Here is a 23,916-nt window from a genome sequence, read left to right on the forward strand (position 1 = left end):
TACACTATATATTTACATGTAAGTAATTAACTAATTGCCTGTCCTCCGTCAATAATCAAGTCGGTACCGGTAATCCATCTACCGGCATCGGAAAGTAAATAGATACATCCATAAGCAATATCATCAGGAGTTCCAAAACCTAACGGAATCATAGCAGCCTGTTTGGCCATATCCTCTTCGGAGAAATTACTCTCAGATTTTGTACGAATAATACCCGGATGAATACAATTTACACGTATACTTTTAACTCCGCATTCCAAAGCCATTACTTTCGCAAAAGAATTTATCGCACCTTTAGAAGCCGAATACAGCGAATTTCCTTTATAAGGCTTTAACGAAGCCACCGATGAAATAAATATAACTGATGCACCTTTATTAATCTTGTTTTGACGCAGTAAATATTGAAGCAAAGTGATATTAGAAAAAGTGTTTGTTTTAAATACCTCTTCTACGCCGGCTCGTGAATTATATTTTACAGGTGACGTTTTTACCATTCCTGCACACAAAACAACTCCATCAAGCGGGGGAAGAGAAGACACTAATGCAACAATCTCTTTTTCATCAGATAAATCACAAATAAACTTTAATTTATTATCACCCTCCAGTGCTTGATAAACATTATTCAAACGATCTTCATTCCGTCCTATGACAATGGAAGAGCACCCCGCTTCAGAACAGCGCAAAGCAATTTGTTTCCCAATACCGGAAGAAGCCCCAGTGACCAGTACGGTCTTAGTATTCAACAAAAATTCCGAATTCATTTTTTATTTTTTTAATATCAATTTACACGAATGAACCGCTTATATCTTTCATTCAATTCATCAACTACTCATTAAAAAAAGACGGCATAAATTGATCATAAAGGATTCTATTTTTGATACTACATTCTTTATTATGTTTCTGTTCTTCTACCGTTAACGGTTTTAAATCCTTCATCGAGTGCAAATCATTCTCAAACGAAAAAAGGATATAACCCTTCTCTTTGTAATACTGCAAAAGATTATTATTTTCTCGTAGAAAAACTTTTACACCATTGCGAAGTAAAGTAGATATATTGCCAGAAGCTTCTTGCCTCCTTGCCCCAAATACAGCAACCTCCACGGAAGTAATCAATGCAAAATATTCATCCCGCGGCATATATTCAAATATCGGTTGAAATTGACTGGCAAATAACTTCTTTCCTATTTTTAAAACGTGATTTCTTACTCGAGGGCTGCCATAAGAAAGTGGTACTATTTTTTTATAACTATTTTTTGCATCCAAACTAGCTATTTTATTCATTATAGTACAATGATTTCCTGTATTAGAAGCTTGATGATTAATCATTATCGTTCTCGAGCTTCTGGCAGGCAAGTTTTCTCCATGCCCCGGTTCCTCTTGTCCGGTATAAGCCGCATATGCAAAAAATTTATATTTTATATCAGTATGAAAATAAGATTGTAATAATTCATAATCTTTATAATTCCAAAAACAAAAGTAATCTACCATAGGTAAAAACTTTTTCAATAGATCTGCGAATACCTTTTTCCCATACCATATCCGTTTTACGAAATAACTATATCGATTCGAAGAATAATAGGTTTGTAACAAAAATGGATTTACACCCCCATCCACGAGTTTATATTTCCCTAATTGCCCTAACGCAAAATAAAGTTCATATCCCCAAAAAATCCAATAAACTTTAAATTCACCATGTTTCTTTAAATATTGAAGACAATCCACGAAACTTGGTTTTATGCCATGTATAATAATTTTATCAATATGATGTTCAATACACAATTGATGAACTTTAGGAAAATCCTCTTCCTCCAAGGGAATACCCAGTAAACGTTCATCGTCTTGTAACATTTGAAAATCCTTTTTTTCCTTATTTACGATAAACAGATTTTGTCCCGGGTAATACTTCTCGAATACTTTCAGGCTATTATTTATAAAATTACCATCAAAACACAAATGTAATATACCCATATATTTAGTTCTTCCTTATAAAATTATCGTATAAACAATTTATCACTCTCTTGTGAAGATCTTGATAACCATCCGCGGATTCCGAAATACAGCCATTCGTAATAACGACAAAACCATATTTTTTCTCCGGTTGGAAGATCATCGCACTAAATAACCCATAAGCTCCACCGGTTTGCCCGCACAATATTTCTCCGGAAATAAGTCCTTTATATTCCCTAAATGAAAGAGCATACCCGGATTCCGGTGTAACCACCTGTCGTATAAGCTTCTCACTTTTTTTGGTAATAATCCGACTATTATTATCCCTGCCTCTTTGGATATGCATAATCATATACTTCGCCAAATCTTCAGCCGATATTTTCATACCACCGGTCGGGGATAAAAGAGGAGTATAGGAAGCCAACCTGTAATTATTCAAATAATCTTTATATGATTTATACGCTTCAGGCATCAAATTGAAACGTTTTGTGCTTGCATTATATTTATACAATGGGACAAGTAAATTACTATCTAATTGCTCCACGTTAAAACTACAATTAAGATTTAACGGCCCTGTTACATACTTTTCTATATAGACATCAAATCGTTCTCCGGATATTTTCTCAATAATGGCTCCTAACAAGTTATAATTGTAATTACAATACTGATATCCCTCTCCCGGGGCATAATCATTATAGCACGATTGATAATTTTTCCCTTTTCGGGGGCTTATGTGATCAAAAGAATGGTATCCCTGACTATCGTTTATACTCGAACGATGGGATAATAACATTTTTACAGTTATCGGGATTTCCGGGTACTTCGGATTGGACACCTTGAAATTCAAATAACGATTTATATCATCATTCAACGCTAACTGACCTTTTTCGATCAACTGAAAAATAGCCGTAGCCACAAACGTTTTTGAGATTGAGGCAATTCTAAAGATATACCCGTTTCGTAACGGTTCTTTACCATTTCCATTGGACGTATCAATTGACTTATAACCCAAAGATTCATTATACACGATTTGCCCTTTATCCACCACAACAACAGACAAACCGATAGCGTGTAATTCTTCCATGATTTTTTTTAGCTCGGTTTGCACCTTGGTATCCTTGTCCGTGGCAATAAAATGATTCCCCCAAAAACCAAGCCAAAATATCAATAAAAAACTTCCGATGAAATGCATTACTTGTTTCTCAACCGTTTTCTTACAATTTCTATCTGCCGTGCAAAAGCTCTCAAACTATATTGTCCTTCCTCCAACAAACGGTAGTAATCTTCGCGTAATAAAGAAAACATGAATTGGTCATGATAAGTTCCGTTTTTATACACGGCCTGCCTTTTTATACCTTCTAATTGAAACCCACAGGCTTCGATCATGATTCTGGATGTTTTATGTTCCGCAAGGCAGGCTGCAGTAAAACGATTCATGTTCAAGTGATCAAATACCAATTCTCGAATAAGTCTCCCTACCTCATGTCTTATTTCTCCGTCCCGGTATTGCTTATCTCCAATAACAACCCCACCCCCGTGAGCACATCGACTCACGTAATCAATATCATTAACGGATGTATAACCTACCATCCGACGACTTTCATCATTCAGACAAACAGACAGATAAATCTCTTTGGTGTTATTCATCATCTTTTGTCTAACCCACTCTCTCTCCATTTCTAAAGAAACATACCGAAAATTACCGGAAAGAAGTTTCTGCATTTCCGGATCATTTCTCCATTGATTTATTAAAATATAATCTTCGGGCTCGAATCCCCTTAAAAATATTTTATTCTCTTCCATCATTAATTATTTATTACATTCAAAATACGCTCCATGTCACAACTGCCATACCGCTGGTCAATCGGCAAAGGCAATATATCATCAGCCAAACGACACTCCAACGCATCGGAAGCACACCATTGAAACACATTCGGCCAATAAGTGGCTACATATATTTTATCAGCTATCAACTTCTTTCTTATATCAGCACCTTCCCTCATGCGATAAGGATATACCATGGGACAGAAAAAGGGTATGTTCAAATCCAATAGATTGGAAGTACCTAAATGTTTATGCAAATACGCGAAGTTCTTCAGTCTGCGCTCTCTAACTTGAATAAAATCAATGTTTGAAAGTAATGCACGAGTCAACAAAGACATTTCCCTCACAGGTTGCATCACAAGTTGGCCACTGTTTGCTCTAAAATCAATATACCCGTCTGACGCTGGTTCATCATAGCGTCTTAAAAGATGTCCGCATCGACAATAAGATTTATCCAACTCGTAAACTTGCCTCTCCAATGGCAAATCTTCATAAGCAATACCCCCATCAGGTATCCCGACAAACTTCCGGGGACTATACAGGGTTGATATACCTTTGATAACCTCCGCGTACAAAGCCTGAGCATTATCCACGACCAGTTGACTCCCGTATTGTTCTGAAAGATAATGGACATATCTATCTTTCACGCCGAAATAATTTGTATAAAGAATATATTCCCCATGTTGCAATTCTATTAACTTCTGAAGTTCCAGTTGCTCGTCAATCGAATAAAAAGAATAAGGCAGATTCAATTTCACAAGAGGCTCCAAGACGGTATCGCACGTGTAATATGGTATCCACAAACGACTGATATTCCCTTTTGCCCGAAGTATATACTCCAAAGCATTTCTTCCGGAATTCAACAATACCCCGTTATCATGCATAAAACTGCCTTTATTCGACAATTCCAGCTGAAAATATCCCCCGATTTCTTTATGCATTTCCTTGCTCTACCATTACTTCAACATAAGTCGACGGTGTTTCAAAAAAAGCATCCATATCCTCCCGGGTATCAAACTCCAACAACAATATTCCAATTGTTTGGTTGGAACCTAAAAAAACATCTATTTTATCTCCCTCGTTCAGGAATATATAGGAATTATTCACTCTTCCTTTAAAATGTCCGGATAAGCAATATCCTTTATATATCCCGGGGATATGACTATGCAACGCGTAATAAGCAAAAACATGCTCATTAGAACCGGGCGTTACAGGAATCGTGTTTCCCAAAGAAGCCTCGACAGCCAAGGCGACCATATTCACGCCGGTATAATTTTGTATTACTTCCGGGATGCAATTTCCCCCGTTGCGAGGACCAAGTTCCATAAGATAAACATGATCGTTTTTATCGACCATCACTTCAAGATTAAAGGATAAATTTTTTAAACCGGAAAGCTGAATCGCCCGCTCGATATCATCCGTAATATTCTTTTTCAAAACGGAAGATAGTAAAGAAGGAAATTTCATCCCGCAGGGGACATAGCCATTAATACTCTCATCTACAACCTGATCTCCATAACATACAAAATCCAACCGGGAAGTACCAAAAAAACCATCTCCCCCGATCTGGGGTCCGACTTTTTCAATATATTCTTCTATCAACACAATTTTAAGCCTAGAATACGACAGAGCATAGTGAAAAGCCCCCGCAAGCTCATTCTTATCCGAAACTTTAGAAATTCCTTTACTGCCGGACGAATCAACCGGTTTTATCATGACCGGAAACCTCCACTCAGCTACATTCACTTCTCGAACATCAAGATAAGGTTTTGCTTTCGGGACACGGAAACCGTTTTTTCTTAAAAACTCCCTCCACAAATGCTTTTCCCCTAAAAGGACAATCTTATCATACGGATTTCCCGGCAAACCTAATTTTTCACTGACATAAGCTGCCGTGGGAGCTGCCGGGTCTGAAGCGAAACAAAGAATCCCATCCACATGAAGAGAGCGAGCCAATTCCAAAACTTTCTCTTTATCAGTAGTACTTACATTATAATATTCATCAGCCCATTTATGCCCCGGATTACCCGGTAAATAATCACAGGTTATAACATGATAACCTTGTGATTTAGCGTATTTAATAGCCGGTACTTGAAAATATGTACCACCAAGAATCAACAATTTTTTCATTGACCGGATTGAATACAATTCAAGATCTTATCAATATCATTCTCCGTTAACCCGTAATACATTGGTAAACAGATGACACTATCCGCCATTTTCACCGCAACAGGAAGATGCACCGGGTTGGCGGATTCCAATCCCCGGTAAGTAGAAAACTCCGTGATCAACGGGTAAAAATAGCGACGCCCCAAGATATTCCATTCTTTCATTCTGAAATAAAGTTCATCGCGAGTCATCCCGTATTCCTCGGTATCAATAAAAATCGGGAAATAAGAATAATTATGGCGGATTCCCAGCATATCTTCCATGACACGGATACCCTTTATATTCCGGAGTCCTTCCCGATATTTTACAGCCACCTGCTTCCGACCTTCGATCGCGGCATCCACTTGTTTTAGATTTAACAAACCGTAAGCACTCCTCACCTCGTCCATTTTTCCGTTAATACCGGGCGCCACGATAGTCACCTCATCCGCAAAACCGAAGTTTTTCAAATAATCAATCCTCTTTTTGGTCTTTTCGTCGTGATACACCAAAGCCCCGCCTTCTATCGTGTTATAAACTTTAGTCGCGTGAAAACTCAACGTGGACATATCTCCGGCATTCAAAATAGATTTTCCGTTTACCTCCACACCAAAAGCATGGGCGGCATCATAAATCACTTTCAACCCGTAAGTATCGGCTATTGCTTGAATACGTCCCGTGTCACAAGGTTTTCCGTACACGTGGACAGGCATAATTGCCGTGGTTTTAGGAGTTATTGCCGCCTCGATTTTATCCGGATCAAGATTGCAGGTTTCGGGATCAATATCCACGAATACCGGTTTGATACCATTCCACCACAAAGAATGTGTCGTGGCGACAAAACTATAAGGAGTGGTAATGACCTCTCCCGTTATTCGTAAAGCCTGCAACGCACACATTAAAGGTAAGGTACCGTTAGTAAACAAACTAATGTAAGGCACTTTTAAATACTCGCATAACGCGGCTTCCAGTTCTTTATGAAAACTCCCGTTATTGGTAATCCACTTTTTATCCCAGATACGTTTCAGTAAATCGTTAAACTCATCAAGATCCGGGAGTAATGGGGAGGTTACTGTAATTTGTTTATCTTCCATTTTTAATTTTTTGTAATGCTGACAAGGCGATCGTTTTTATCTCGATATATTCCTCCCGACGAGTCATCTCGCACACCCCCAAGGCAATACCTGCCCCGATAAATAATTGAAGCGGAAGTAAGAGGAAAGGAGATAACGGAAGGAATGAAACTGCGTAAACAACAACGGCCATTACACCCCCGATGCAAAAAGAAGGATATATATCTTTGATCTGCATTTTCATGGTATAGTTCAAAAACTTACCGGAGTAATAAGCATTTAGATAATAAGCGACAAAACCCGTGATCACGCTCCCCCAAAGCATCCAATAGATACTGATAAAGATACCTAACAGAATAGGTCCGACAGCAATGATCTTCTTTAGAATTTCCAATTTCAGGAATAAGTCTGAACGCCCCTGTACTTGCAACATGTTCAAGTTGATAGCGTGTAAGGGATACAACATCATGTTAAAACATATAATAGGCAGTAAACCTGCCGCGATCAGCCATTTCTCCCCGATTAAAACCAATATCATCGGTTTGGCAATAGCGGCCAATCCCAACATACAAACAAAAGTAATCAACATCGTAACCTTGATCACCCTTTGGTACGCCAACTTCAATCGTTCCTTATCATCTTGAATAGAACTCAACACCGGATAACTCACGCGTTGCACAATGGTAGTCAGGTTACTGGAAAAGATGGCACCAAATTGTTTGGAACGGGTGTACTGTCCTAACATTTGCGCACTATAACATTTCCCGATAACCACTTGAAAAATTTCTTTCCAAGTCGTATTGATCAGTTCTGATACCAATAATTTCCACCCGAACCCGAATAATTCACGAAAGCTTTGCCACGAGAATTGCAGTTTGGGAAGCCATTTATTATAAAGCCAAAGAAAACCGGTGTTCAGTAATTGCCGGGATATCTGTTGTCCGACCAAACTCCATACCCCCATTCCCCCGAATGCCATACTGATTCCGATAATTCCACTCGAAATAGAGGCAATTAAAGAGACTTTAGTCTGCATCTTGAAGTCAACACGCTTCATTAAGATCGTCTGTTGAATAATAGCAAAAGCATTAATAATCAACACAATTCCCATAACACGGGTTAAGAGAATCAATTCCGAGTTATCAAAAAAACGGCTGATAGCAGGCGAACAAGCAAAAAGAACAAAGAATAATAAAATACTCAACAGCAAGTTAGAAAAAAACACCGTGTTGTAGTCTACATCTTTAGCGTTGTTCTTTCGAATCAAAGCATTAGAAAAACCGCTGTCAACAATACTATTGAACACGGCTATGAATATGGTAATAATACCTATCAAACCGTATTCTTCCGGGGTAAGTAATCTTGCCAATACCAACCCGACCAGAAACATTATTCCTTGGTTGGCTATATTATCGGCAAAACTCCAAGCTGTACCCTTTATTGTCTTTTGCTTTAATGAAGACATGAACTATCTACCTTTCAGTTCTTCAACGACACGAAGCAGATACTGCCCGTATTGATTTTTTATCATCGGTTGTGCCACATCCCGCATTTGTTCTCGAGTAATCCACCCTTTACGATAGGCAATTGCCTCCAGACAAGCAATTTTCAGTCCTTGGCGTTTCTCGATTACTTCAACAAAAGTAGATGCTTCAGCCAAAGATTCGTGAGTTCCCGTGTCCAGCCAAGCAAACCCTCGTCCCAACAATTGAACTTTCAGTGCGTTATCTTTCAGGAACTCCTGATTAACCGTGGTTATCTCCAATTCTCCACGAGCGGAAGGTTTGATTGTTTTAGCCACCTTCACAACTGAATTAGGATAAAAATACAATCCCACTACCGCGTAATTCGATTTCGGTTCCCGCGGTTTTTCTTCTATGGACAGCACGTTCCCCTCCTTATCAAATTCCGCCACGCCATAACGTTCCGGATCAGAAACCCAATAGCCGAAAACTGTCGCTTTACTTTCTCGTTCTGCCGTCTTCACGGCTTCGGACAAAAGTTTCGTGAAGAAACTACCATAAAATATATTATCTCCCAGTACCAGACAAACAGGATCTTCACCGATAAACTTTTCACCGATAATAAAAGCCTGTGCTAACCCATCCGGGCTAGGCTGTTCCGCGTACTCGAAACGTACCCCGTAATCATCCCCGTTCCCAAGCAAGCGTTGAAAAGCAGGCAGATCCTGCGGGGTGGAAATAATCAAAATTTCACGTATTCCCGCTAACATCAATACTGATATCGGATAATAGATCATGGGTTTGTCATACACCGGCAACAATTGCTTACTTACCCCTTTGGTAATAGGATATAATCGAGTTCCGGACCCTCCGGCCAATACAATTCCTTTCATTGAAAATAATACTTATGAATTCAAATTCATTTCCTCGTATTCACGAGCAGACAATATATCAAACTGCAATGCCAATGTACAAAGGTCATCGGGCTCTTGCTCTACAATCATCTTATCCAAAAACAACGTATTTTCGTCGGTATTCCTATTACTTCCGACAATATTGTAATAGAAGTCCACGGCACGATTTTTTCTCCATCCTTTTTCCACGTTTATAGTGAATTTCTCCTCCTCCCATTCATGGATGATGTGCCACGCAAATTCCAAATACTTCTCTTCATTCATGAAATAATAACAGCTGCACAACATCCGACACATTTCAGGGGTACGGCAAGTTTCAACTGTTTTGTCCCCGTTTTCCAATGCTCGGAGAATCTCGCAAGCCTCATCCAACGCCTTATTTAGAATATCCATATCCGAATACGTCAAATAAGAATCCATCAAATCCGCCACATGCCCTACCCGTTCTTCCACGGAGATTGAAGTACTTCCCAATTGAAGCGACAAAACATTCGCGATCTCCCGTATACGTTCATGTATTTTCCACCGGGAAACATAACTATCTTCCAGCCAAGGAAAAACACGTACCATCGAATAAGCCGCCAAAAAACCATGCAGCAAACACGATAATGAAGACACGGGAAAATCTTTCACACGCGTATTCCATACCTTACGGTATAAATCCTTAAATGCTCTCGTATCCATTTATTATTATTATCCTATTTTCTCTAAGAATGACCCCGGAATATACGAGGTCGCTATTGAAACCACACCTTCCAACCGTACAATGACTCTTTTATGACCTTTGATTCGCAACAGTTCGCCTTCCAATCCCGCTAAAGGTCCTTTGATCACCCGAACCCGATCACCCCGTTTTAATTCTTCATTAATTACTTCCACCGTACTTTCCGAAAAATCAAGTAAAAACATAAAATCATTCATCTGTCTGTCCGGGACAATTAGAGAATGGCGGGTTACAGGGTCTTTAAGATAAACAACATTCACTCCCAGCTCATTAATTAATGAAAAAGCGGTTACTTGATCCGTTCGGATAAAAATTAAATGTGGTATTAATATCACTCGTACTCTTTTTTTACCGGCAGACGTCTCTCGAACCTCTTCCCGTATGGCCAGATAGTTCTCTATTTCCAGTCCATCCAACCGCTTCTTGATTGTTAATTCCTGGTTTGTCTTCGTGTAAGCCGCGAACCAAAATATTTTTCGCTCTCTATCTGACATTTTCAAAGTACCCTCTTGCATTAATAGATCATTCATTAAAACCGTCCGGATGCGCTTCGCGCACTGACCTTTTTCATCAGGAATCGACGTTTTTACCATGTGTTCCATATACCATCCTTAAACAGGTACAATATATGAAAACTGTCCTTTTGGGAAATTTCCACTATCCAACCAAGAGTTTTCAATGGCACTATTTACCCATGCATGTTATTTTGTAAATAAAAACAGAACCGCACGTTAATAATTTTCCACAATATCCGCTCTTTTTTGGACACCACAAAAGTATTGGCTGAAGCATGGAAAATGGTGACTTTTCGTAGACATTTACCTCTCTCTCGAAACCTAATACCACAACTGCAAATTGAAAAAATACGATTTATGACATTATTATTGAAACATGTGTTGTTTTTGTCGAATCGACAAGCATGCTCAATATTATTTTTCATACACACAAACTCGACATACCGACCTCCCTCTCTAATTTCTAATAAATCCTAAAAATGAACCATTCAACGCAAGGAATCTCGGGGTATTCTTGTCATATTCCTGTTTAAAAACAATAAACCGGATATACATGAAGAAAAAGGGCATTCAACTCATTTTCTCTTTCCTGACATTATGCGTGTGCTCCGAGATTCAAGGACAAGAGGACAGCAAAAAAGCAAAAAGCACATTCAATGGCTCGATCTCGTTGAATTATGATTTCACGAACAACTTCACAGGGAACATCAACTTGGGATACAATCGGAAGAATTGGGATTTATACATGGATTATTCCGGACATTCCGATCGGATTGAAATCAGTAGCGAACTATCACGTTATTTTCATGATAACAAAATATTCCAATCCATCGAAACCGAACAACATCATTTAAGCCATTTGATAAACCTTCAAATTAATCTGCATCCCTCTACCCGTAATTTATTTCTTTGGGACTTCAAGGTACACCTTCCTAAAATCACCACGAATCAGGAGATAGGTGATAATGAACATAACAGGATCGCTTTCGTCCGAAAAACATTTGAAACCTCCTTGGCTTACAAACACATATTCGAACAAGACAGGCAGGAACTGTCACTAAATGGTACTTTCTCGTACACGAAAGATTCCCATCCATCCAAATACCATGTAAATCATAATATTGTCCATGTATCCAACAGCAAAGAAATCCCTCGCTTCGTTCACCTGCAAATGGACTACATAGAATCACTATCCGACAAAAGACATTTGGAAACCGGAATCAAATTTTTCTCCCGCTGGAATAAAATAAATTATATCTGCGAGGAATCACCGGAAGAAAATTCAAACCACTCTCCATCCCGTGAGGTTCTAAACCATGATGAATATATCTTTTCGCCTTACCTTTTCTATTCCGATCAAGCGGGTAAACAGTTCCATTATAAAATAGGTCTGCAAGCCGATTACGATGATACAGGACATTTTTACCCGTATCCGTTACTGGCTGTCAGCTACTCGCTTGCAGACAATCAGCAATTAGCGTTCCGCTTTACCCGGCAGTCCACACGACCGGACTACACGCAATTAACTCCATCTCTGACATATATCGACCGCATAACATTCGAACAAGGTAACCCGACATTACGACCGGAAATTATGAATCGGGCGGAAATCAATCACTCGTATTCGGGTAAACAAATACAAGTAAACAGCACCCTCTACTTCAACGCAACCGAAAAATTCATTTCCCCGGTGTACTCGTTCACCCCGGACAACAGCTTACTCCTGAGTTACATGAACGGTATCATACAAAACGAAATCGGATTGGATATAGAAATTCCTTTTGAACCTACCCCGTGGCTAACCGTGCATCCCGCATTTTCCTTCACACACACGCACTCTTCCGGCAAATCCGGGGATATCGATCTCCACACCAATGCTTTCTGTTGGAACAGCGATTGGAGGATAACTATAATTCCCCGTAAATACATGGAATTCCAAGCTAATTTCCGGTATCGTTCCCCTACAAAAGTTCCACAATTCAAGCTGGAAGAAGACTACTATCTTGATTTATCCGTCCGCCAAGGTTTCTTAGGTGATCGGCTTCAAATAAGCTTTTCCGTCACGGACGTTTTCGACACTTCCGAATGGAATATTCATTCCCTCAAAGGTCAACACTATCTCCAAAACTACAGTAAAGAAGCCACCCACGCCTATTGGATCGGACTGACATTTCATTTCAATTCTTACAAACCGCGACAAATAGTGGACGACCCGCATCCCGTCAAACGCTCTTCCGTTCGTTTGGGACAGTAAAAAAAGCGACGCTTGCTCATCCCGAACAGCGTCGCTTTCATATCACAATTTGCAACCAGCAATTTACAACCCCGATTATTTACGATAATCGTAGAAACCGATTCCGGTCTTGCGTCCTAACTGGTTGGCACGAACCATTTTGCGTAATAACGGATGCGGGCGATATTTAGAATCTTCAAACTCATGGAACAATACCTCCATGATTGCCAGACATACATCCAATCCGATCAAGTCGCCCAAAGCCAAAGGTCCCATCGGGTGATTGGCACCCAGTTTCATGGCCTCGTCAATCTCTTCCTTGGAAGCCACTCCATCGGCGTAAATACTGATTCCCTCGTTAATCATCGGAATCAAGATCCGGTTCACGACGAATCCCGGAGCCTCGTTCGCGCTTACCGGAGTTTTACCGATCTCGGTAGCGATAGCCATCACCTTGTCATGAGTTTCTTGAGAGGTCAATTGTCCCGTGATCACTTCTACCAACTTCATCATTGGCACCGGATTAAAGAAGTGCATCCCGATCACTTTATCCGGACGACTTGTAGCGGCACCGATCTCGGTAATAGAAAGAGAAGAAGTATTCGTCGCGAGAATAGCTTCCGGTTTACAGATAGCATCCAACGTCTTGAATATCTCGAGCTTAGTCGGCATATCCTCGGCAACACCCTCGATTACCAAATCGACATCCTTACAATCCCCGTAATCCATCGTATCTTTGATACGAGCCTTTATCGCCTCTTTCTCCGCGGCTTCCATCTTGCCTTTTTCAACCAATTTGGAAAGACTCTTTTCGATCGTTTTGTGAGCTTTCTCCAAAGATGCTTCCGAGCGACCTTTCAACAGGACATCATGCCCTGCTTGGGCGAAAGTCTGGGCAATGCCATTACCCATCGTACCTGTTCCTACAACGCAAATTTTCATATTATCTAATTCTTTCGTTTATTAAAAAAATATCATTACTATCTTTTCTTAAAATCGGCATTCCTTTTGCCCAAAAATGCTTGCATCCCTTCTTTCTGATCTTCCGTTGAGAAACAAAGCCCGAACAAATCGGCCTCGATTGAGATCCCGGTATCTATGTCCGTTTCGATACCCCGGTTTATCGCTTCCTTGGCATAACGAACGGCAAGCGGAGCCTTGGATGCTATCTTTTTCGCCATAGCCATACATTCATCCATCAAGACTTCGGGTGCCACAACTTTATTTACCAATCCGATACGATAAGCTTCTTCCGCGACAATAACGTCTGCCGTGTAGATCAACTCCTTTGCCTTACCGATCCCCACTACACGAGCCAGACGTTGAGTCCCCGAGAAGCCGGGAGTAATACCCAAACCGACCTCCGGTTGTCCGAATTTCGCTTTCACAGAGGCAACACGGATATCACAAGCCATTGCCAATTCACAACCGCCACCCAACGCAAAACCGTTCACGGCAGCAATAACAACCTTATCCAACAACTCAATTTTTCTAAAGACGGATGCTCCCAATTCACCGAATGCCTTTCCTTCGATAGCGTTCATCTCACACATTTGTGAAATATCTGCCCCGGCAACAAAGGAACGCCCTTCACCCGTCAGGATTACCACATCAATACTATTATCTTCTTTTATCTCGGCAAAGGTTGCATCCAACTCTTTCAATATAGTAGAGTTAAGCGCATTCAACGCTTCAGGATTATTGATCTTCACCGTGCAGATATTCTCTTGCTTTTCTATGATTAATTTCGTGTAAGCCATAGCTTTTCCGTATTATTATAATTCATTTTGATAACACCGTCCGTTTCCGTATCTTTGCACACAAAATTACAATATTAATTGAGAATAAACCAACCTTTTTGACATGAGTTTTTCAGAGTTTAGCATTCAGGAATTAGCAAGCGCGTTTATGGTACTTTTTGCAGTCATCGATATCACGGGCACAGTCCCCATTATCATTGACATTCAAAAAAACGGACACAAAATAAGTGCCATGAAAGCCGCATTGGCATCCTTTGCCATACTAATCACATTCCTGTATGTCGGCGACCGCCTGTTAAACTTGTTTAGCGTGGATATATCCTCTTTCGCCGTGGCAGGTTCACTCGTTATCTTTGTGCTTGCCGTGGAAATGATATTCGGTATACCGATCTTCAAAAATGACAGTCCTTCCGGTACTGCCTCCATTGTCCCTCTGGTCTTCCCGTTAATCGTGGGTGCCGGTACACTTACCACGTTACTATCGTTACGTGCCGAGTATCATATTATTAACATTATTATAGCCTTAACGCTAAACATTATTGTTGTCTATTTCGTATTAAAGAATGTCACGCTGGTCGAGAAAGTATTCGGGAAAGGCGGAGTATATATACTACGCAAATTCTTGGGGATTATTCTTCTGGCAATTTCTGTGAAACTTTTCACCAGCAATCTCACATCACTAATCGATATTTTTAAATAACAAAGGGGCTGAATGCCCCTTTATGTTATTGTAACATGCAACAATCGCTATCTGCAATAGCGATTAATATACGCATTCACGCTGGTAACGCCTAAACTTTTTGCCTTCCGCCAATCAACACATGCCTCTTTCCGTTTACCCGTTTGGAAATAAGCAATGCCCCGGTTAGCGTAAATAGCCCCGTTGTCCTTGTTCAGTTTTAACGAATACGTGTAATCCGGAATAGCCTTGGCAAACTCGTTCTGTTTCAGATAGCAATTTCCCCGGTTCAAATAATAGGCGTATACCAATTCGTAATCCTCACCGTTCTTTTTCGAATAGTCAATTGCCAGAGAATACTCTTTCACCGCTTCCGTGTACTTTTTTTGATTTTGGTAAAGGTTCCCCAGATAATAACATAATTCATCGTCTTCCTCGAAAATTTTCTTTGCCTTAATCAAATAATCTTTCAATAAAGAAATCTGATTCGTGTGCAAACAGGCTACATTCAGTGATAAATAAACTTCCCTTAGCTTAGGATTCAAGCGATTTGCCGCTATTAACTTTTGCACGGCATCTTGATAATCCCCGTTTTCGATGTCTTTATTCGCTTCCTGCAACAACTCGATAGGCTTATTAATCGCACTTACATCAACTTGCCCCACCGCAAACTTTGCCACAGAAACCAACGCCACCAAGAGTAAAGTAATTCTTCTCATAGTTTTCCCGCTAAATTATAGATTAGTGTTTTGTGTGTATCAAAAGTCAAAAATAATAAAACGGAATTAAAAATGCAAGAGAAGAATTTAGTTTGTAAAGTTCATGAAATTTATAAAGTTCATAAAGTATGTCAAAAATAACATACCTTATGAACTTTAAATCCCAATGGGACAACTTTATAAACCTGTATTAGAACGATACCATCAAGCGCATCTGCAATTGATGAAAATTCTTATCCAAAGGATAATACACGTTCTTCAAGTTACTGTATTGATATTCACCCATCACCTTCACGTACTGGTTTAACGTGTAGTTAATCCCCACCGTGGCAGTATGCAAACGTCCTCCCCCGATGCTGGTCGAAACAGGCGGATAGTCGGAAACCACCCCGTCCGGATAGAATACATGTTTACCGATCAGAAAGAAATCCCCCTTGTTAATATCATTCAATTCGGTGTAGCTGTAGCGGGCAACAACCTCCAAGTCGCCCTTACTGTTACATCCTCCCAGCAAACCGTATTCATCATCGTACTCGTATGCATTTCCGCGAATCAGATATCCCATCTCCGCGTAAGCACCTTGAAATTTAGAACTTCTTATCGGGTTACCCGCTAACCAAGATTCTTGCGTTGTCCAACTCCAAACTCCTCCCAATTGGTTCTCGAAAAGCTCCCGGTCATTTCTACTCTTGTAAATACGTTTATAAATATACTCCCCTCTAAAAAAGAAATCGTCAGATTTAAACAAAACTTCCGGTCCAAAAGTAATTGTATTCTTTGCCCAAGGTACATCAGCACTCAGGAATTTGGTCGTGGCATCCACGTAGGTCTGCATATTCGACTCCAACTCCATATTCGTCCGGAAAACATTATCGACCACTTCACCCGTGTTCGTTCTGGCATAATGAAAAGAAGCCCCCACGTGTAACGTGATATCCTCGTCATTAATCGGTTTGTACAACCAACGCCCGCTAAGACTCACTCCTTGGAATCCTGAGATTTGATCATTATACTTGTTCTCGGCGAAAATACCTTGATCGGCAAAGAAACTGGCATCATAATACTTGTAAGTAATACCTAAACCGCGTCCAGCAGATAACGCCATGGCAGGAGCCGCTCGGGCAATAAAATGATAATTATACAAGCTGGCGTTCAGACTCATGCTTGACGGTTCATTAAAATATCCCGCTTTCAAACTATGAATCGCGAATGGAGATTCACAGAAATTATACCGCACGAAAATATTCTTTTGGGTAAACTTGCCTTTCGAGAAATCGAAATCGGCATAAAAATAGAATTGTTTATATGTCAACGACGTACGGATACGGGCATCGGTAATCGCCGCACCGGACTTCATCGGAGTGTACTCCGAATGGTAATAAGCGACATCGGCAAACAGGCGGGCTCCCGCAGTAAACCGTAGTCCGTTTTCCTTATTTATATATTGTAGCAAGGGATTCGGCACATCCTCGACCTGAGCTTTTACCCCGTTAGATAACATCACGAAGGCGACCAACATCACGGGAAATAATATATATCTTTTCATACTGATCTGTATTTAAATAATGATTTAGTATCCTAACCTTTCTAACACAACTCTCGCATCCACCAAATCCTGTGATGCCGGACTCTTTCTCCATCCCTGCGTAATCATGTAATTGATACTCATGTCAGAGTGATTCGTGAACAATGCGTCCAGATAAGGAGCTTTATACTTCCCGTCAATCTCCACGCCGAAATTATACTGGCCGAAATACTTTGCCATTTGGTCATACGTGTCAAAAGAATAAGGATGATTCTTCATTCCCGCTTTATGTATCAGGTAATCCTGCCAAGGATTATTCAACTCCGGGTAATCATTCGGGGCTCCGGCAATACACGGTCCTATAAAATGTGCCTTGTACTTCACGCCCAAGTTGATAAATGAAGCGTATCCCAGCGGATCATCATAAGTCAGATCGGTTGCTCCCGTTCCTTTCCATAACAAGAAACACATCGGAACCTGCCCCTTGTAATGTTCGGCTATACGTACCAAACTCTCCAACGAGAAAGTCTGTAAAATCACCTTACCGTTCGTGTTCCCCGTGTTCACCTTACCGTTCACGTAGAAAGGCGTATTCTCCGCCTCCGGTTTAGTAATAATATTCATATCCAAACGATCCAACTCCTCGTAAACCAATTCCTCGAACCCGGTTGGATTCAACCACGGTTCCTTGAACTCGATATAGATACCCGGTCTGTGTCCCGTGTCCTCCGGATCCGCCTCGTACTCGAAAGTATACTTGATCAAATCGGCAGTACCACTCAAACTCTTGATCTTCTCCCCGGTTTTCTGGCCTATCGTGAAAACACGTTGTCCGTCGCCATCTCTCTTCAATATTTTCCCACGGGCGAAATTAACAAGGTCCTCCAAGGTAGAGACATACTGGTGTTGCTCCGAGAAACTCGGACGTGCCTGCTCGATACTTGTCTCGTTAAACCACGTTCCGGCATCCAGCATGGACAACTCCTCGTAAGTGTAATAAGCCGGGAGATTCGGTACAAAATTCTTAGCATCCACCCGTGTAAGAGAATCGGCCTCGGCCTCCGTGTACCCGATCTTCTGGTAATACGCTTTCCGTATATCAAACGGCAACGTCTCCCCGAATACGTTTTCGATATTCGTCGTGCGTTTCAGATTATCATCATGCAAAGCAAGCACAACCCCGTCCTTTGACACCTGCATATCACATTCCAGATAATCGGCACCAATCTCTCTTGCCCAGCGATAAGCGGCTTCTGTTTCCTCCGGTGCCCAGAATGTAGATCCCCGGTGTGCAACAACAGCATACTCCGGCACGTAATCCCTAACCTTTATCATGTCCTCCGTGAGATGATCGAGCTCCACCCGATCCACGTCAACATTGATATTGTTGAATTTTTGGTCTTCACACGACATGACGAAAGCTAATAGCCCGCATGCCATTGCTGCATAAAAAAACTTTTTGATCATAGTTTTTGAATTTTAGAGCGGTTAATGTTTGTTTTCTCCTTTCACTAAATATTGTTCCTCTTTCACGGTAAATGCGGTGAATACAAATGCAAGGGCACAAGCAACCAACAGGATGATAAAACTCCAATCCCATCCAAGGTTTTCAACCACGTACCCCATCATAATATTCGCCAAAAGCGCCGTTCCAAAAAAATACCCGAAAAATCCGGTCAACCCGGCAGCTGTTCCGGCAGCTTTCTTGGGGGCCAGATCGAGAGCGTGTACTCCGATCAACATCACGGGACCATAAATCAAGAACCCGATAGCAATCAATGAAATACTATCCATTACAAGATTATGATCCGTTTTCCAGTATATAAACACGAATAAAGCTACTAATACCATATAAGTCATCGTGGTAAGCGCACGCCGTCCCTTGAACAGATAATCACTCACGATACCACAAATGATCGTTCCGGGAATAGCCGCAATCTCGTAAGCCGAATAAATCCAACCTACCGCACCGCTATCATACCCCTTCACATCCTTCAAGTAGGTCGGGGCCCAGTCTAAAACCCCGTAACGCACCAGATAAATAAAAGCATTGGCAATCGCGATATACCACAATATCTTATTATTCAACACGTACTTGAAAAATATCTCTTTCGCCGTCAACTCTTCTTCCGACTTGGCACTATAATTCTTCGGGTAATCATTACGATACTCCTCGATAGGCGGTAATCCTTCCGATTGCGGGGTATCCCGGATAAGCCAGAAAGAAATTACCACGATAACAAGAGCGACCACTGCCGGGAAAACAAACGTGGCGGTCTGCCATGAACCGAACCATACCAACCCCAGCGAGAACATGATACCGACCAAACTTCCTCCCACGTTATGCGCCACGTTCCAGATCGACATCTTCGTTCCCCGTTCGTTATGTGAAAACCAGTGCGTCATCACACGCCCACTCGGGGGCCAGCCCATTCCTTGAAACCAACCGATCAAGAACTGCGTGACAAACATCATCACGATAGAAGATATTCCGGCACTCGTCCCCAAGAATAAGGTAACAAGAGCCGACAACAATAATCCTAACGGCAAAAATTTGCGGGCACTACTCCGGTCAGAAACCCCTCCCATCAAAAACTTCGATATGCCATAAGCAATAGCATTTGCCGAAAGCGCCACTCCCAAATCTCCTTTGTCAAATCCCAGCTCCTGCAAATAAGGCATTGCCAGCGTAAAATTCTTTCTAACAAGATAGTAACCCGCATAACCGATAAAAATCCCGAGGAAGACCTGCAATCGCAATCGTTTGTATGTCGGATCAATCTTCTCCTTGGGCAATAAAGGCTTGTGGGGTTCAGGTTTTAGAAAACTCCACATGTCATCAATTTTTATAAATTATTATTTATACATATACATCAGCTAAGATCAAATAATGATCTTAGCCGCGATATAATTTTCTGCCAATTCCGTGAATTCCTTCACTTCTTCATCTATCCACGTCTGCTCCTTCCCAAGTTCCTTGGCCATCACTTCCGCTACTTTCGGGGCTGCTTTAATAGCCTCTTTAGCATCAACGAACAACAAACGAACCCTTCGAGCGAGAACATCCTCGACCTCTCTGGCCATTTCTTTCCGAACGGCCCATACCACTTCGGCAACGGTATAGTCATATTTATCCGACAATTTTTCACCGTATTCCGGATGGTCCGCTATCAATTTCAAAATAGCGTCTTGATCACTTCCGTAAACGTACATATGATCTTTTAGGTTCGGATTCTTCCGATACCCGTGAATATGAAATTTCTTGGTGACACATTTCCTCGGCTCAACCAATTTAAGGGCTATCGCTTTATCCACTGTGTCCTCTGCCATTCTCCGGTAAGAAGTCCACTTACCTCCCGTGATAGTGACCAGGTTATTGTCCGAAACGATAATCTTATGTCCCCGGGAAATCTCTTTCGTGCTTTTTCCCTCGTGCTTCGGCGCAGCCAAAGGACGTTGTCCCGCGAACACGGATTCAATATCGTCATAAGTAGGCGCCGGATCCATGTACAAGGATGCCGTCTTCAAAATAAAATCAATCTCCTCCTTCAACGGCTTCGGCTCAATCTCCGGAGTAGGACGCATGATATCCGTTGTCCCCACAACCACCTTGTCATGCCAAGGCACGGCAAACAGCACACGTCCGTCACTCGTTTTGGGTACCATTATCGCGTAATCACTTTTCAAAAATTTCATATCCAACACAAGATGTACCCCTTGGCTTGGAGTTACCATCTTGCTGTGTCCCGGGGAATCCATCGCCATCAAATCATCCACAAGCACCCCGCAAGCATTGACCACGCTTTTGGCTGCCAGTTGCATTTCTTTACCCGACTCGGTATCCACGAATTTCACCCCGGCAACCTTTCCGTTCTTGTCATGTACGATACCCGATACTCGCGCCTTATTCAACACTACTCCACCATTCTCCACGCAAGTCTGTGCCAGATTTATAGCCATCCGCGAATCATCAAATTGTCCGTCATGATACACGATTCCCCCCTTCAACCCTTTCTTCACGGACGTCGGTAAATACTCCATTACTTTCTTGGAAGAAATAAACCTGCTCCTTCCATACCCGAAACCGAACGAAAGTAAATCATAAAAAGTAAGTCCGCAAAAATAAAGGAAATTATCCCAATACGTATAGTTTGATATTACAAATGCTTGATCTTTTACCAGATGCGGGGCGTTAGCTTTCATTCGCCCTCTTTCCCTCAATGCCTCCAACACCAAAGCAACATCTCCTTTTTGCAGATAACGTACACCCCCGTGTACCAACTTCGTACTCCTGCTTGAAGTACTCTTTGCAAAGTCCGCCATTTCAAGAAGGGCGACACTATATCCCCGTGTTGCGGCATCAACCGCAACACCTAAACCCGTGGCTCCTCCTCCCACTACAACCATATCCCATACCTTCTCGGATTCTTGAAGTTTATTCAACATATCCTCTCGGTTCATAACGCAATTATTTATTTGTTTTACAATTAATTTTAAGTTCAACAACCAATCAATCCTACCTATGAAAGCCCCTCCATCCTCCTCGTGCCTACACACGGGTGAATCGGAATATTGAAACAACAATCCTTTTTCTGTTATTGGTCTACGTCAATTCAATAGATAAGAATTTGACTCCTTTGGTATCGAAATAATTTACGGAATTAGGCTATAAAAGTTTCTTTTTTTTTAGAAATTAGCAATATTCATTTAAAATAAATCACTATCTTAGTCATACCTTTTTGAGGGATGATCTAATATTTAGACATACACGTAAGTCATTGAGTATATTATTGATAATCGGAATAGGATGAAATCATTATCTTTAAGTGAAAGACATAGCTACATACTTGATCTGTTGCGGCAGCAAGGCTCTGTTGCTGTAATCGATCTTGCCAATCAACTAAAAGTATCTTCAGTAACCATCCGCAAGGATCTCACGTTGCTTGAAGAAAAGAAAATGTTATACCGTACTCACGGAAGTGCGATTTTAATCAATCCTTATATTAATGATCGCCACGTCAATGAAAAAGAAAAATTCTATACCGAAGAAAAACGTCTTATCGGAATGCAAGCGGCTAATCTGATCACCCCGGACGATTCCATTATCATCGCTTCCGGCACAACCATGCACGCTTTAGCTCGCCAAATCGTCCCACAAGGACATCTTACAGTCATCACGGCTGCAATCAATGTAACGCATATACTTGCATGTAATAAAAACATTGATATTATTCAACTGGGAGGTCTAGTGCGTAATAGTTCTGTATCTGCCGTAGGAAGTTATGCGGAAAAAATGCTGGAAAATTTCTCTTGTAGTAAACTATTTATGGGAGTTGATGGTATTGATTTGGAATATGGACTATCTACAACCAATATGATGGAAGCCAACTTGAATCGAATTATGATGAAAGCTGCCCAAAAAACTATCGTCCTTGCTGACTCATCCAAGTTCGGACGCAGGGGCTTTGGAAAAATTTGCGATTTGGATGCAGTTGAACACGTCATTACCGATAGCCACATCCAACCCAAGATTTTGGAAGAGTTAAGAGAACGAGGCTTGGAAGTCACTATCGCAAATTAATCAAATACTTCAAGTATTTATTACTTTTTGAAACACACTCTCAATTTGTAGAAATCTAAAATCATTCAATCTAAAATAAAAAAAGTCTTTCAATACTGAAAGACTTTTTCTCTTCGTAGCGAGAGGCGGGCTTGAACCGCCGACCTCATGATTATGAATCATGCGCTCTAACCAGCTGAGCTACCTCGCCATAAATCACTGAACTTGTCCAGTGATTTGGAAATCTGGCATCGACCTACTCTCCCACCTCTCGGCAGTACCATCGGCGCTAACGGGCTTAACTTCTCTGTTCGGGATGGGAAGAGGTGGATCACCGTCGCTATAGACACCGTTTAATAAAATTGAAAGTTGAAAATGGAAAATTGAAAATTATTCCCAATCATCACTATCTCCAAGCTTCCGTCACTTCATCGGGCGCTCCCGCCACAGTGACAATATCTTTTTAAAGTTCATCATTTTTATCACGCATCGAAAATCTAACGTCGGTTCTTCAAAAATGGTGACATTTCATCATTTTCAATTCTCGACTTTCAATTTTCAATTGCCATTGTCATCTTGACAATGGCACGGAACGTTAAACGTATCATCTAACCCGCCGAACGTCAACTCTCGGGTGATTAGTACCACTCGGCTTTGCCGTCACCGGCTTTACACCTGTGGCCTATCAACGTCGTCGTCTACAACGACCCTACAAGGAGATCTCATCTTGAGGCAGGCTTCGCGCTTAGATGCTTTCAGCGCTTATCCCGTCCGCGCGTGGCTACCCGGCCGTACGACTGGCGTCATAACCGGTTCACTAGCGGCGCGTCCA

General features: G+C 41.3%; 21 protein-coding genes, 1 tRNA gene and 2 rRNA genes. 3 read left to right on the forward strand and 21 right to left on the reverse strand.

All coding sequences use genetic code 11. The features are described 5' to 3' along the window. Positions 1-26 precede the first annotated feature (26 nt). The 11 genes from H8S64_RS16785 to H8S64_RS16835 all read right to left on the reverse strand — a co-directional run bounded on the left by H8S64_RS16785 (position 27) and on the right by H8S64_RS16835 (position 10,695). The gene (locus tag H8S64_RS16785; protein WP_186977560.1) at positions 27-761 is read right to left on the reverse strand and encodes an SDR family NAD(P)-dependent oxidoreductase; all 735 of its coding nucleotides are present in this window, start codon (positions 759-761) and stop codon (positions 27-29) included. A gap of 64 nt (positions 762-825) precedes the next feature. Then, positions 826-1,968, reverse strand: a complete 1,143-nt coding sequence (locus H8S64_RS16790) for a TDP-N-acetylfucosamine:lipid II N-acetylfucosaminyltransferase (RefSeq protein WP_186977561.1) — start codon at positions 1,966-1,968, stop codon at positions 826-828. 4 nt (positions 1,969-1,972) lie between these two features. Next, a complete protein-coding gene (locus tag H8S64_RS16795; RefSeq protein ID WP_176554840.1) occupies positions 1,973-3,031 on the reverse strand; it encodes a serine hydrolase domain-containing protein in 1,059 nt (352 codons plus the stop codon). 107 nt (positions 3,032-3,138) lie between these two features. After that, the gene (locus H8S64_RS16800) at positions 3,139-3,750 is read right to left on the reverse strand and encodes a GNAT family N-acetyltransferase (protein ID WP_176554839.1); all 612 of its coding nucleotides are present in this window, start codon (positions 3,748-3,750) and stop codon (positions 3,139-3,141) included. Positions 3,751-3,752: 2 nt separating this feature from the next. Next, entirely contained in the window at positions 3,753-4,712 is a 960-nt protein-coding gene (locus tag H8S64_RS16805; RefSeq protein WP_186977562.1) for a hypothetical protein, read from the reverse strand. Then, positions 4,705-5,901, reverse strand: coding sequence for an ATP-grasp domain-containing protein (locus H8S64_RS16810; RefSeq protein ID WP_186977563.1), 1,197 nt, complete (start codon positions 5,899-5,901; stop codon positions 4,705-4,707). Before H8S64_RS16810 ends, H8S64_RS16805 begins: the two co-directional genes overlap by 8 nt. Next, positions 5,898-7,013 carry a DegT/DnrJ/EryC1/StrS family aminotransferase gene (locus H8S64_RS16815; protein ID WP_186977564.1) on the reverse strand — a complete coding sequence of 372 codons (1,116 nt, stop codon included), beginning with the start codon at positions 7,011-7,013 and terminating at the stop codon, positions 5,898-5,900. Before H8S64_RS16815 ends, H8S64_RS16810 begins: the two co-directional genes overlap by 4 nt. After that, positions 7,003-8,457: a lipopolysaccharide biosynthesis protein gene (locus H8S64_RS16820; protein WP_186977565.1), complete on the reverse strand. Its 1,455-nt coding sequence runs from the start codon at positions 8,455-8,457 to the stop codon at positions 7,003-7,005. The genes H8S64_RS16815 and H8S64_RS16820 overlap by 11 nt, the downstream gene beginning before the upstream one ends. A gap of 3 nt (positions 8,458-8,460) precedes the next feature. Then, on the reverse strand, positions 8,461-9,348 hold the full coding sequence (gene rfbA / locus H8S64_RS16825; RefSeq protein WP_099289768.1) for a glucose-1-phosphate thymidylyltransferase RfbA: 888 nt from the start codon (positions 9,346-9,348) through the stop codon (positions 8,461-8,463). Positions 9,349-9,360: 12 nt separating this feature from the next. Then, positions 9,361-10,053 carry a hypothetical protein gene (locus tag H8S64_RS16830; protein ID WP_099289767.1) on the reverse strand — a complete coding sequence of 231 codons (693 nt, stop codon included), beginning with the start codon at positions 10,051-10,053 and terminating at the stop codon, positions 9,361-9,363. A gap of 9 nt (positions 10,054-10,062) precedes the next feature. Continuing rightward, positions 10,063-10,695: a UpxY family transcription antiterminator gene (locus tag H8S64_RS16835; RefSeq protein ID WP_366482881.1), complete on the reverse strand. Its 633-nt coding sequence runs from the start codon at positions 10,693-10,695 to the stop codon at positions 10,063-10,065. 466 nt (positions 10,696-11,161) lie between these two features. Here H8S64_RS16835 and H8S64_RS16840 point away from each other — a divergent pair, with 466 nt between their 5' ends. Beyond that, positions 11,162-12,862 carry an outer membrane beta-barrel family protein gene (locus H8S64_RS16840; protein ID WP_186977566.1) on the forward strand — a complete coding sequence of 567 codons (1,701 nt, stop codon included), beginning with the start codon at positions 11,162-11,164 and terminating at the stop codon, positions 12,860-12,862. A gap of 75 nt (positions 12,863-12,937) precedes the next feature. Here H8S64_RS16840 and H8S64_RS16845 read toward each other — a convergent pair whose 3' ends face one another. Both H8S64_RS16845 and H8S64_RS16850 read right to left on the reverse strand, forming a co-directional pair. Then, positions 12,938-13,783, reverse strand: a complete 846-nt coding sequence (locus H8S64_RS16845) for a 3-hydroxybutyryl-CoA dehydrogenase (protein WP_099289765.1) — start codon at positions 13,781-13,783, stop codon at positions 12,938-12,940. A gap of 38 nt (positions 13,784-13,821) precedes the next feature. Further along, positions 13,822-14,601: a short-chain-enoyl-CoA hydratase gene (locus tag H8S64_RS16850; RefSeq protein ID WP_186977567.1), complete on the reverse strand. Its 780-nt coding sequence runs from the start codon at positions 14,599-14,601 to the stop codon at positions 13,822-13,824. Between the two features lie 103 nt (positions 14,602-14,704). Between H8S64_RS16850 and H8S64_RS16855 the strand changes: the two genes are divergently transcribed. Further along, positions 14,705-15,301 (forward strand): MarC family protein, encoded by a 597-nt coding sequence (locus H8S64_RS16855; protein ID WP_186977569.1) that lies wholly within the window; start codon positions 14,705-14,707, stop codon positions 15,299-15,301. A gap of 47 nt (positions 15,302-15,348) precedes the next feature. Here H8S64_RS16855 and H8S64_RS16860 read toward each other — a convergent pair whose 3' ends face one another. From H8S64_RS16860 to H8S64_RS16880, 5 genes are all read right to left on the reverse strand, one after another. Next, on the reverse strand, positions 15,349-15,999 hold the full coding sequence (locus tag H8S64_RS16860; RefSeq protein ID WP_186977571.1) for a tetratricopeptide repeat protein: 651 nt from the start codon (positions 15,997-15,999) through the stop codon (positions 15,349-15,351). 190 nt (positions 16,000-16,189) lie between these two features. Continuing rightward, on the reverse strand, positions 16,190-17,545 hold the full coding sequence (locus tag H8S64_RS16865; protein WP_186977573.1) for a putative porin: 1,356 nt from the start codon (positions 17,543-17,545) through the stop codon (positions 16,190-16,192). A gap of 24 nt (positions 17,546-17,569) precedes the next feature. Next, the gene (locus H8S64_RS16870; protein WP_099289760.1) at positions 17,570-18,991 is read right to left on the reverse strand and encodes a glycerophosphodiester phosphodiesterase family protein; all 1,422 of its coding nucleotides are present in this window, start codon (positions 18,989-18,991) and stop codon (positions 17,570-17,572) included. 21 nt (positions 18,992-19,012) lie between these two features. After that, entirely contained in the window at positions 19,013-20,359 is a 1,347-nt protein-coding gene (gene glpT / locus H8S64_RS16875; protein ID WP_099289759.1) for a glycerol-3-phosphate transporter, read from the reverse strand. Positions 20,360-20,407: 48 nt separating this feature from the next. Beyond that, complete coding sequence (locus H8S64_RS16880; RefSeq protein ID WP_186977575.1) at positions 20,408-21,985, reverse strand: glycerol-3-phosphate dehydrogenase/oxidase; 1,578 nt, start codon at positions 21,983-21,985, stop codon at positions 20,408-20,410. Between the two features lie 346 nt (positions 21,986-22,331). Between H8S64_RS16880 and H8S64_RS16885 the strand changes: the two genes are divergently transcribed. After that, positions 22,332-23,105, forward strand: a complete 774-nt coding sequence (locus H8S64_RS16885) for a DeoR/GlpR family DNA-binding transcription regulator (protein WP_099289758.1) — start codon at positions 22,332-22,334, stop codon at positions 23,103-23,105. A gap of 116 nt (positions 23,106-23,221) precedes the next feature. Here H8S64_RS16885 and H8S64_RS16890 read toward each other — a convergent pair. The 3 genes from H8S64_RS16890 to H8S64_RS16900 form a co-directional block, all read right to left on the reverse strand. Further along, positions 23,222-23,295: transfer RNA gene (locus tag H8S64_RS16890), tRNA-Met, on the reverse strand. 32 nt (positions 23,296-23,327) lie between these two features. Continuing rightward, a 5S ribosomal RNA gene (rrf, locus tag H8S64_RS16895) occupies positions 23,328-23,438 on the reverse strand. Between the two features lie 265 nt (positions 23,439-23,703). Further along, positions 23,704-23,916 (reverse strand): 23S ribosomal RNA (locus H8S64_RS16900); the annotation flags it as partial.

The sequence above is a fragment of the Butyricimonas hominis genome (genome assembly GCF_014287455.1).
In the GTDB taxonomy this organism is placed as follows: Bacteria; Bacteroidota; Bacteroidia; order Bacteroidales; family Marinifilaceae; genus Butyricimonas; species Butyricimonas muris.

Excerpts from the sequence above, each read along its gene's own strand:
- H8S64_RS16785 (WP_186977560.1), bottom strand. The coding sequence starts at position 761 with ATGAATTCGGAATTTTTGTTGAATACTAAGACCGTACTGGTCACTGGG.
- H8S64_RS16790 (WP_186977561.1), bottom strand. The coding sequence starts at position 1,968 with ATGGGTATATTACATTTGTGTTTTGATGGTAATTTTATAAATAATAGC.
- H8S64_RS16795 (WP_176554840.1), bottom strand. The coding sequence starts at position 3,031 with ATGGAAGAATTACACGCTATCGGTTTGTCTGTTGTTGTGGTGGATAAA.
- H8S64_RS16800 (WP_176554839.1), bottom strand. The coding sequence starts at position 3,750 with ATGGAAGAGAATAAAATATTTTTAAGGGGATTCGAGCCCGAAGATTAT.
- H8S64_RS16805 (WP_186977562.1), bottom strand. The coding sequence starts at position 4,712 with ATGCATAAAGAAATCGGGGGATATTTTCAGCTGGAATTGTCGAATAAA.
- H8S64_RS16810 (WP_186977563.1), bottom strand. The coding sequence starts at position 5,901 with ATGAAAAAATTGTTGATTCTTGGTGGTACATATTTTCAAGTACCGGCT.
- H8S64_RS16815 (WP_186977564.1), bottom strand. The coding sequence starts at position 7,013 with ATGGAAGATAAACAAATTACAGTAACCTCCCCATTACTCCCGGATCTT.
- H8S64_RS16820 (WP_186977565.1), bottom strand. The coding sequence starts at position 8,457 with ATGTCTTCATTAAAGCAAAAGACAATAAAGGGTACAGCTTGGAGTTTT.
- rfbA (WP_099289768.1), bottom strand. The coding sequence starts at position 9,348 with ATGAAAGGAATTGTATTGGCCGGAGGGTCCGGAACTCGATTATATCCT.
- H8S64_RS16830 (WP_099289767.1), bottom strand. The coding sequence starts at position 10,053 with ATGGATACGAGAGCATTTAAGGATTTATACCGTAAGGTATGGAATACG.
- H8S64_RS16835 (WP_366482881.1), bottom strand. The coding sequence starts at position 10,695 with ATGGAACACATGGTAAAAACGTCGATTCCTGATGAAAAAGGTCAGTGC.
- H8S64_RS16840 (WP_186977566.1), top strand. The coding sequence starts at position 11,162 with ATGAAGAAAAAGGGCATTCAACTCATTTTCTCTTTCCTGACATTATGC.
- H8S64_RS16845 (WP_099289765.1), bottom strand. The coding sequence starts at position 13,783 with ATGAAAATTTGCGTTGTAGGAACAGGTACGATGGGTAATGGCATTGCC.
- H8S64_RS16850 (WP_186977567.1), bottom strand. The coding sequence starts at position 14,601 with ATGGCTTACACGAAATTAATCATAGAAAAGCAAGAGAATATCTGCACG.
- H8S64_RS16855 (WP_186977569.1), top strand. The coding sequence starts at position 14,705 with ATGAGTTTTTCAGAGTTTAGCATTCAGGAATTAGCAAGCGCGTTTATG.
- H8S64_RS16860 (WP_186977571.1), bottom strand. The coding sequence starts at position 15,999 with ATGAGAAGAATTACTTTACTCTTGGTGGCGTTGGTTTCTGTGGCAAAG.
- H8S64_RS16865 (WP_186977573.1), bottom strand. The coding sequence starts at position 17,545 with ATGAAAAGATATATATTATTTCCCGTGATGTTGGTCGCCTTCGTGATG.
- H8S64_RS16870 (WP_099289760.1), bottom strand. The coding sequence starts at position 18,991 with ATGATCAAAAAGTTTTTTTATGCAGCAATGGCATGCGGGCTATTAGCT.
- glpT (WP_099289759.1), bottom strand. The coding sequence starts at position 20,359 with ATGTGGAGTTTTCTAAAACCTGAACCCCACAAGCCTTTATTGCCCAAG.
- H8S64_RS16880 (WP_186977575.1), bottom strand. The coding sequence starts at position 21,985 with ATGAACCGAGAGGATATGTTGAATAAACTTCAAGAATCCGAGAAGGTA.
- H8S64_RS16885 (WP_099289758.1), top strand. The coding sequence starts at position 22,332 with ATGAAATCATTATCTTTAAGTGAAAGACATAGCTACATACTTGATCTG.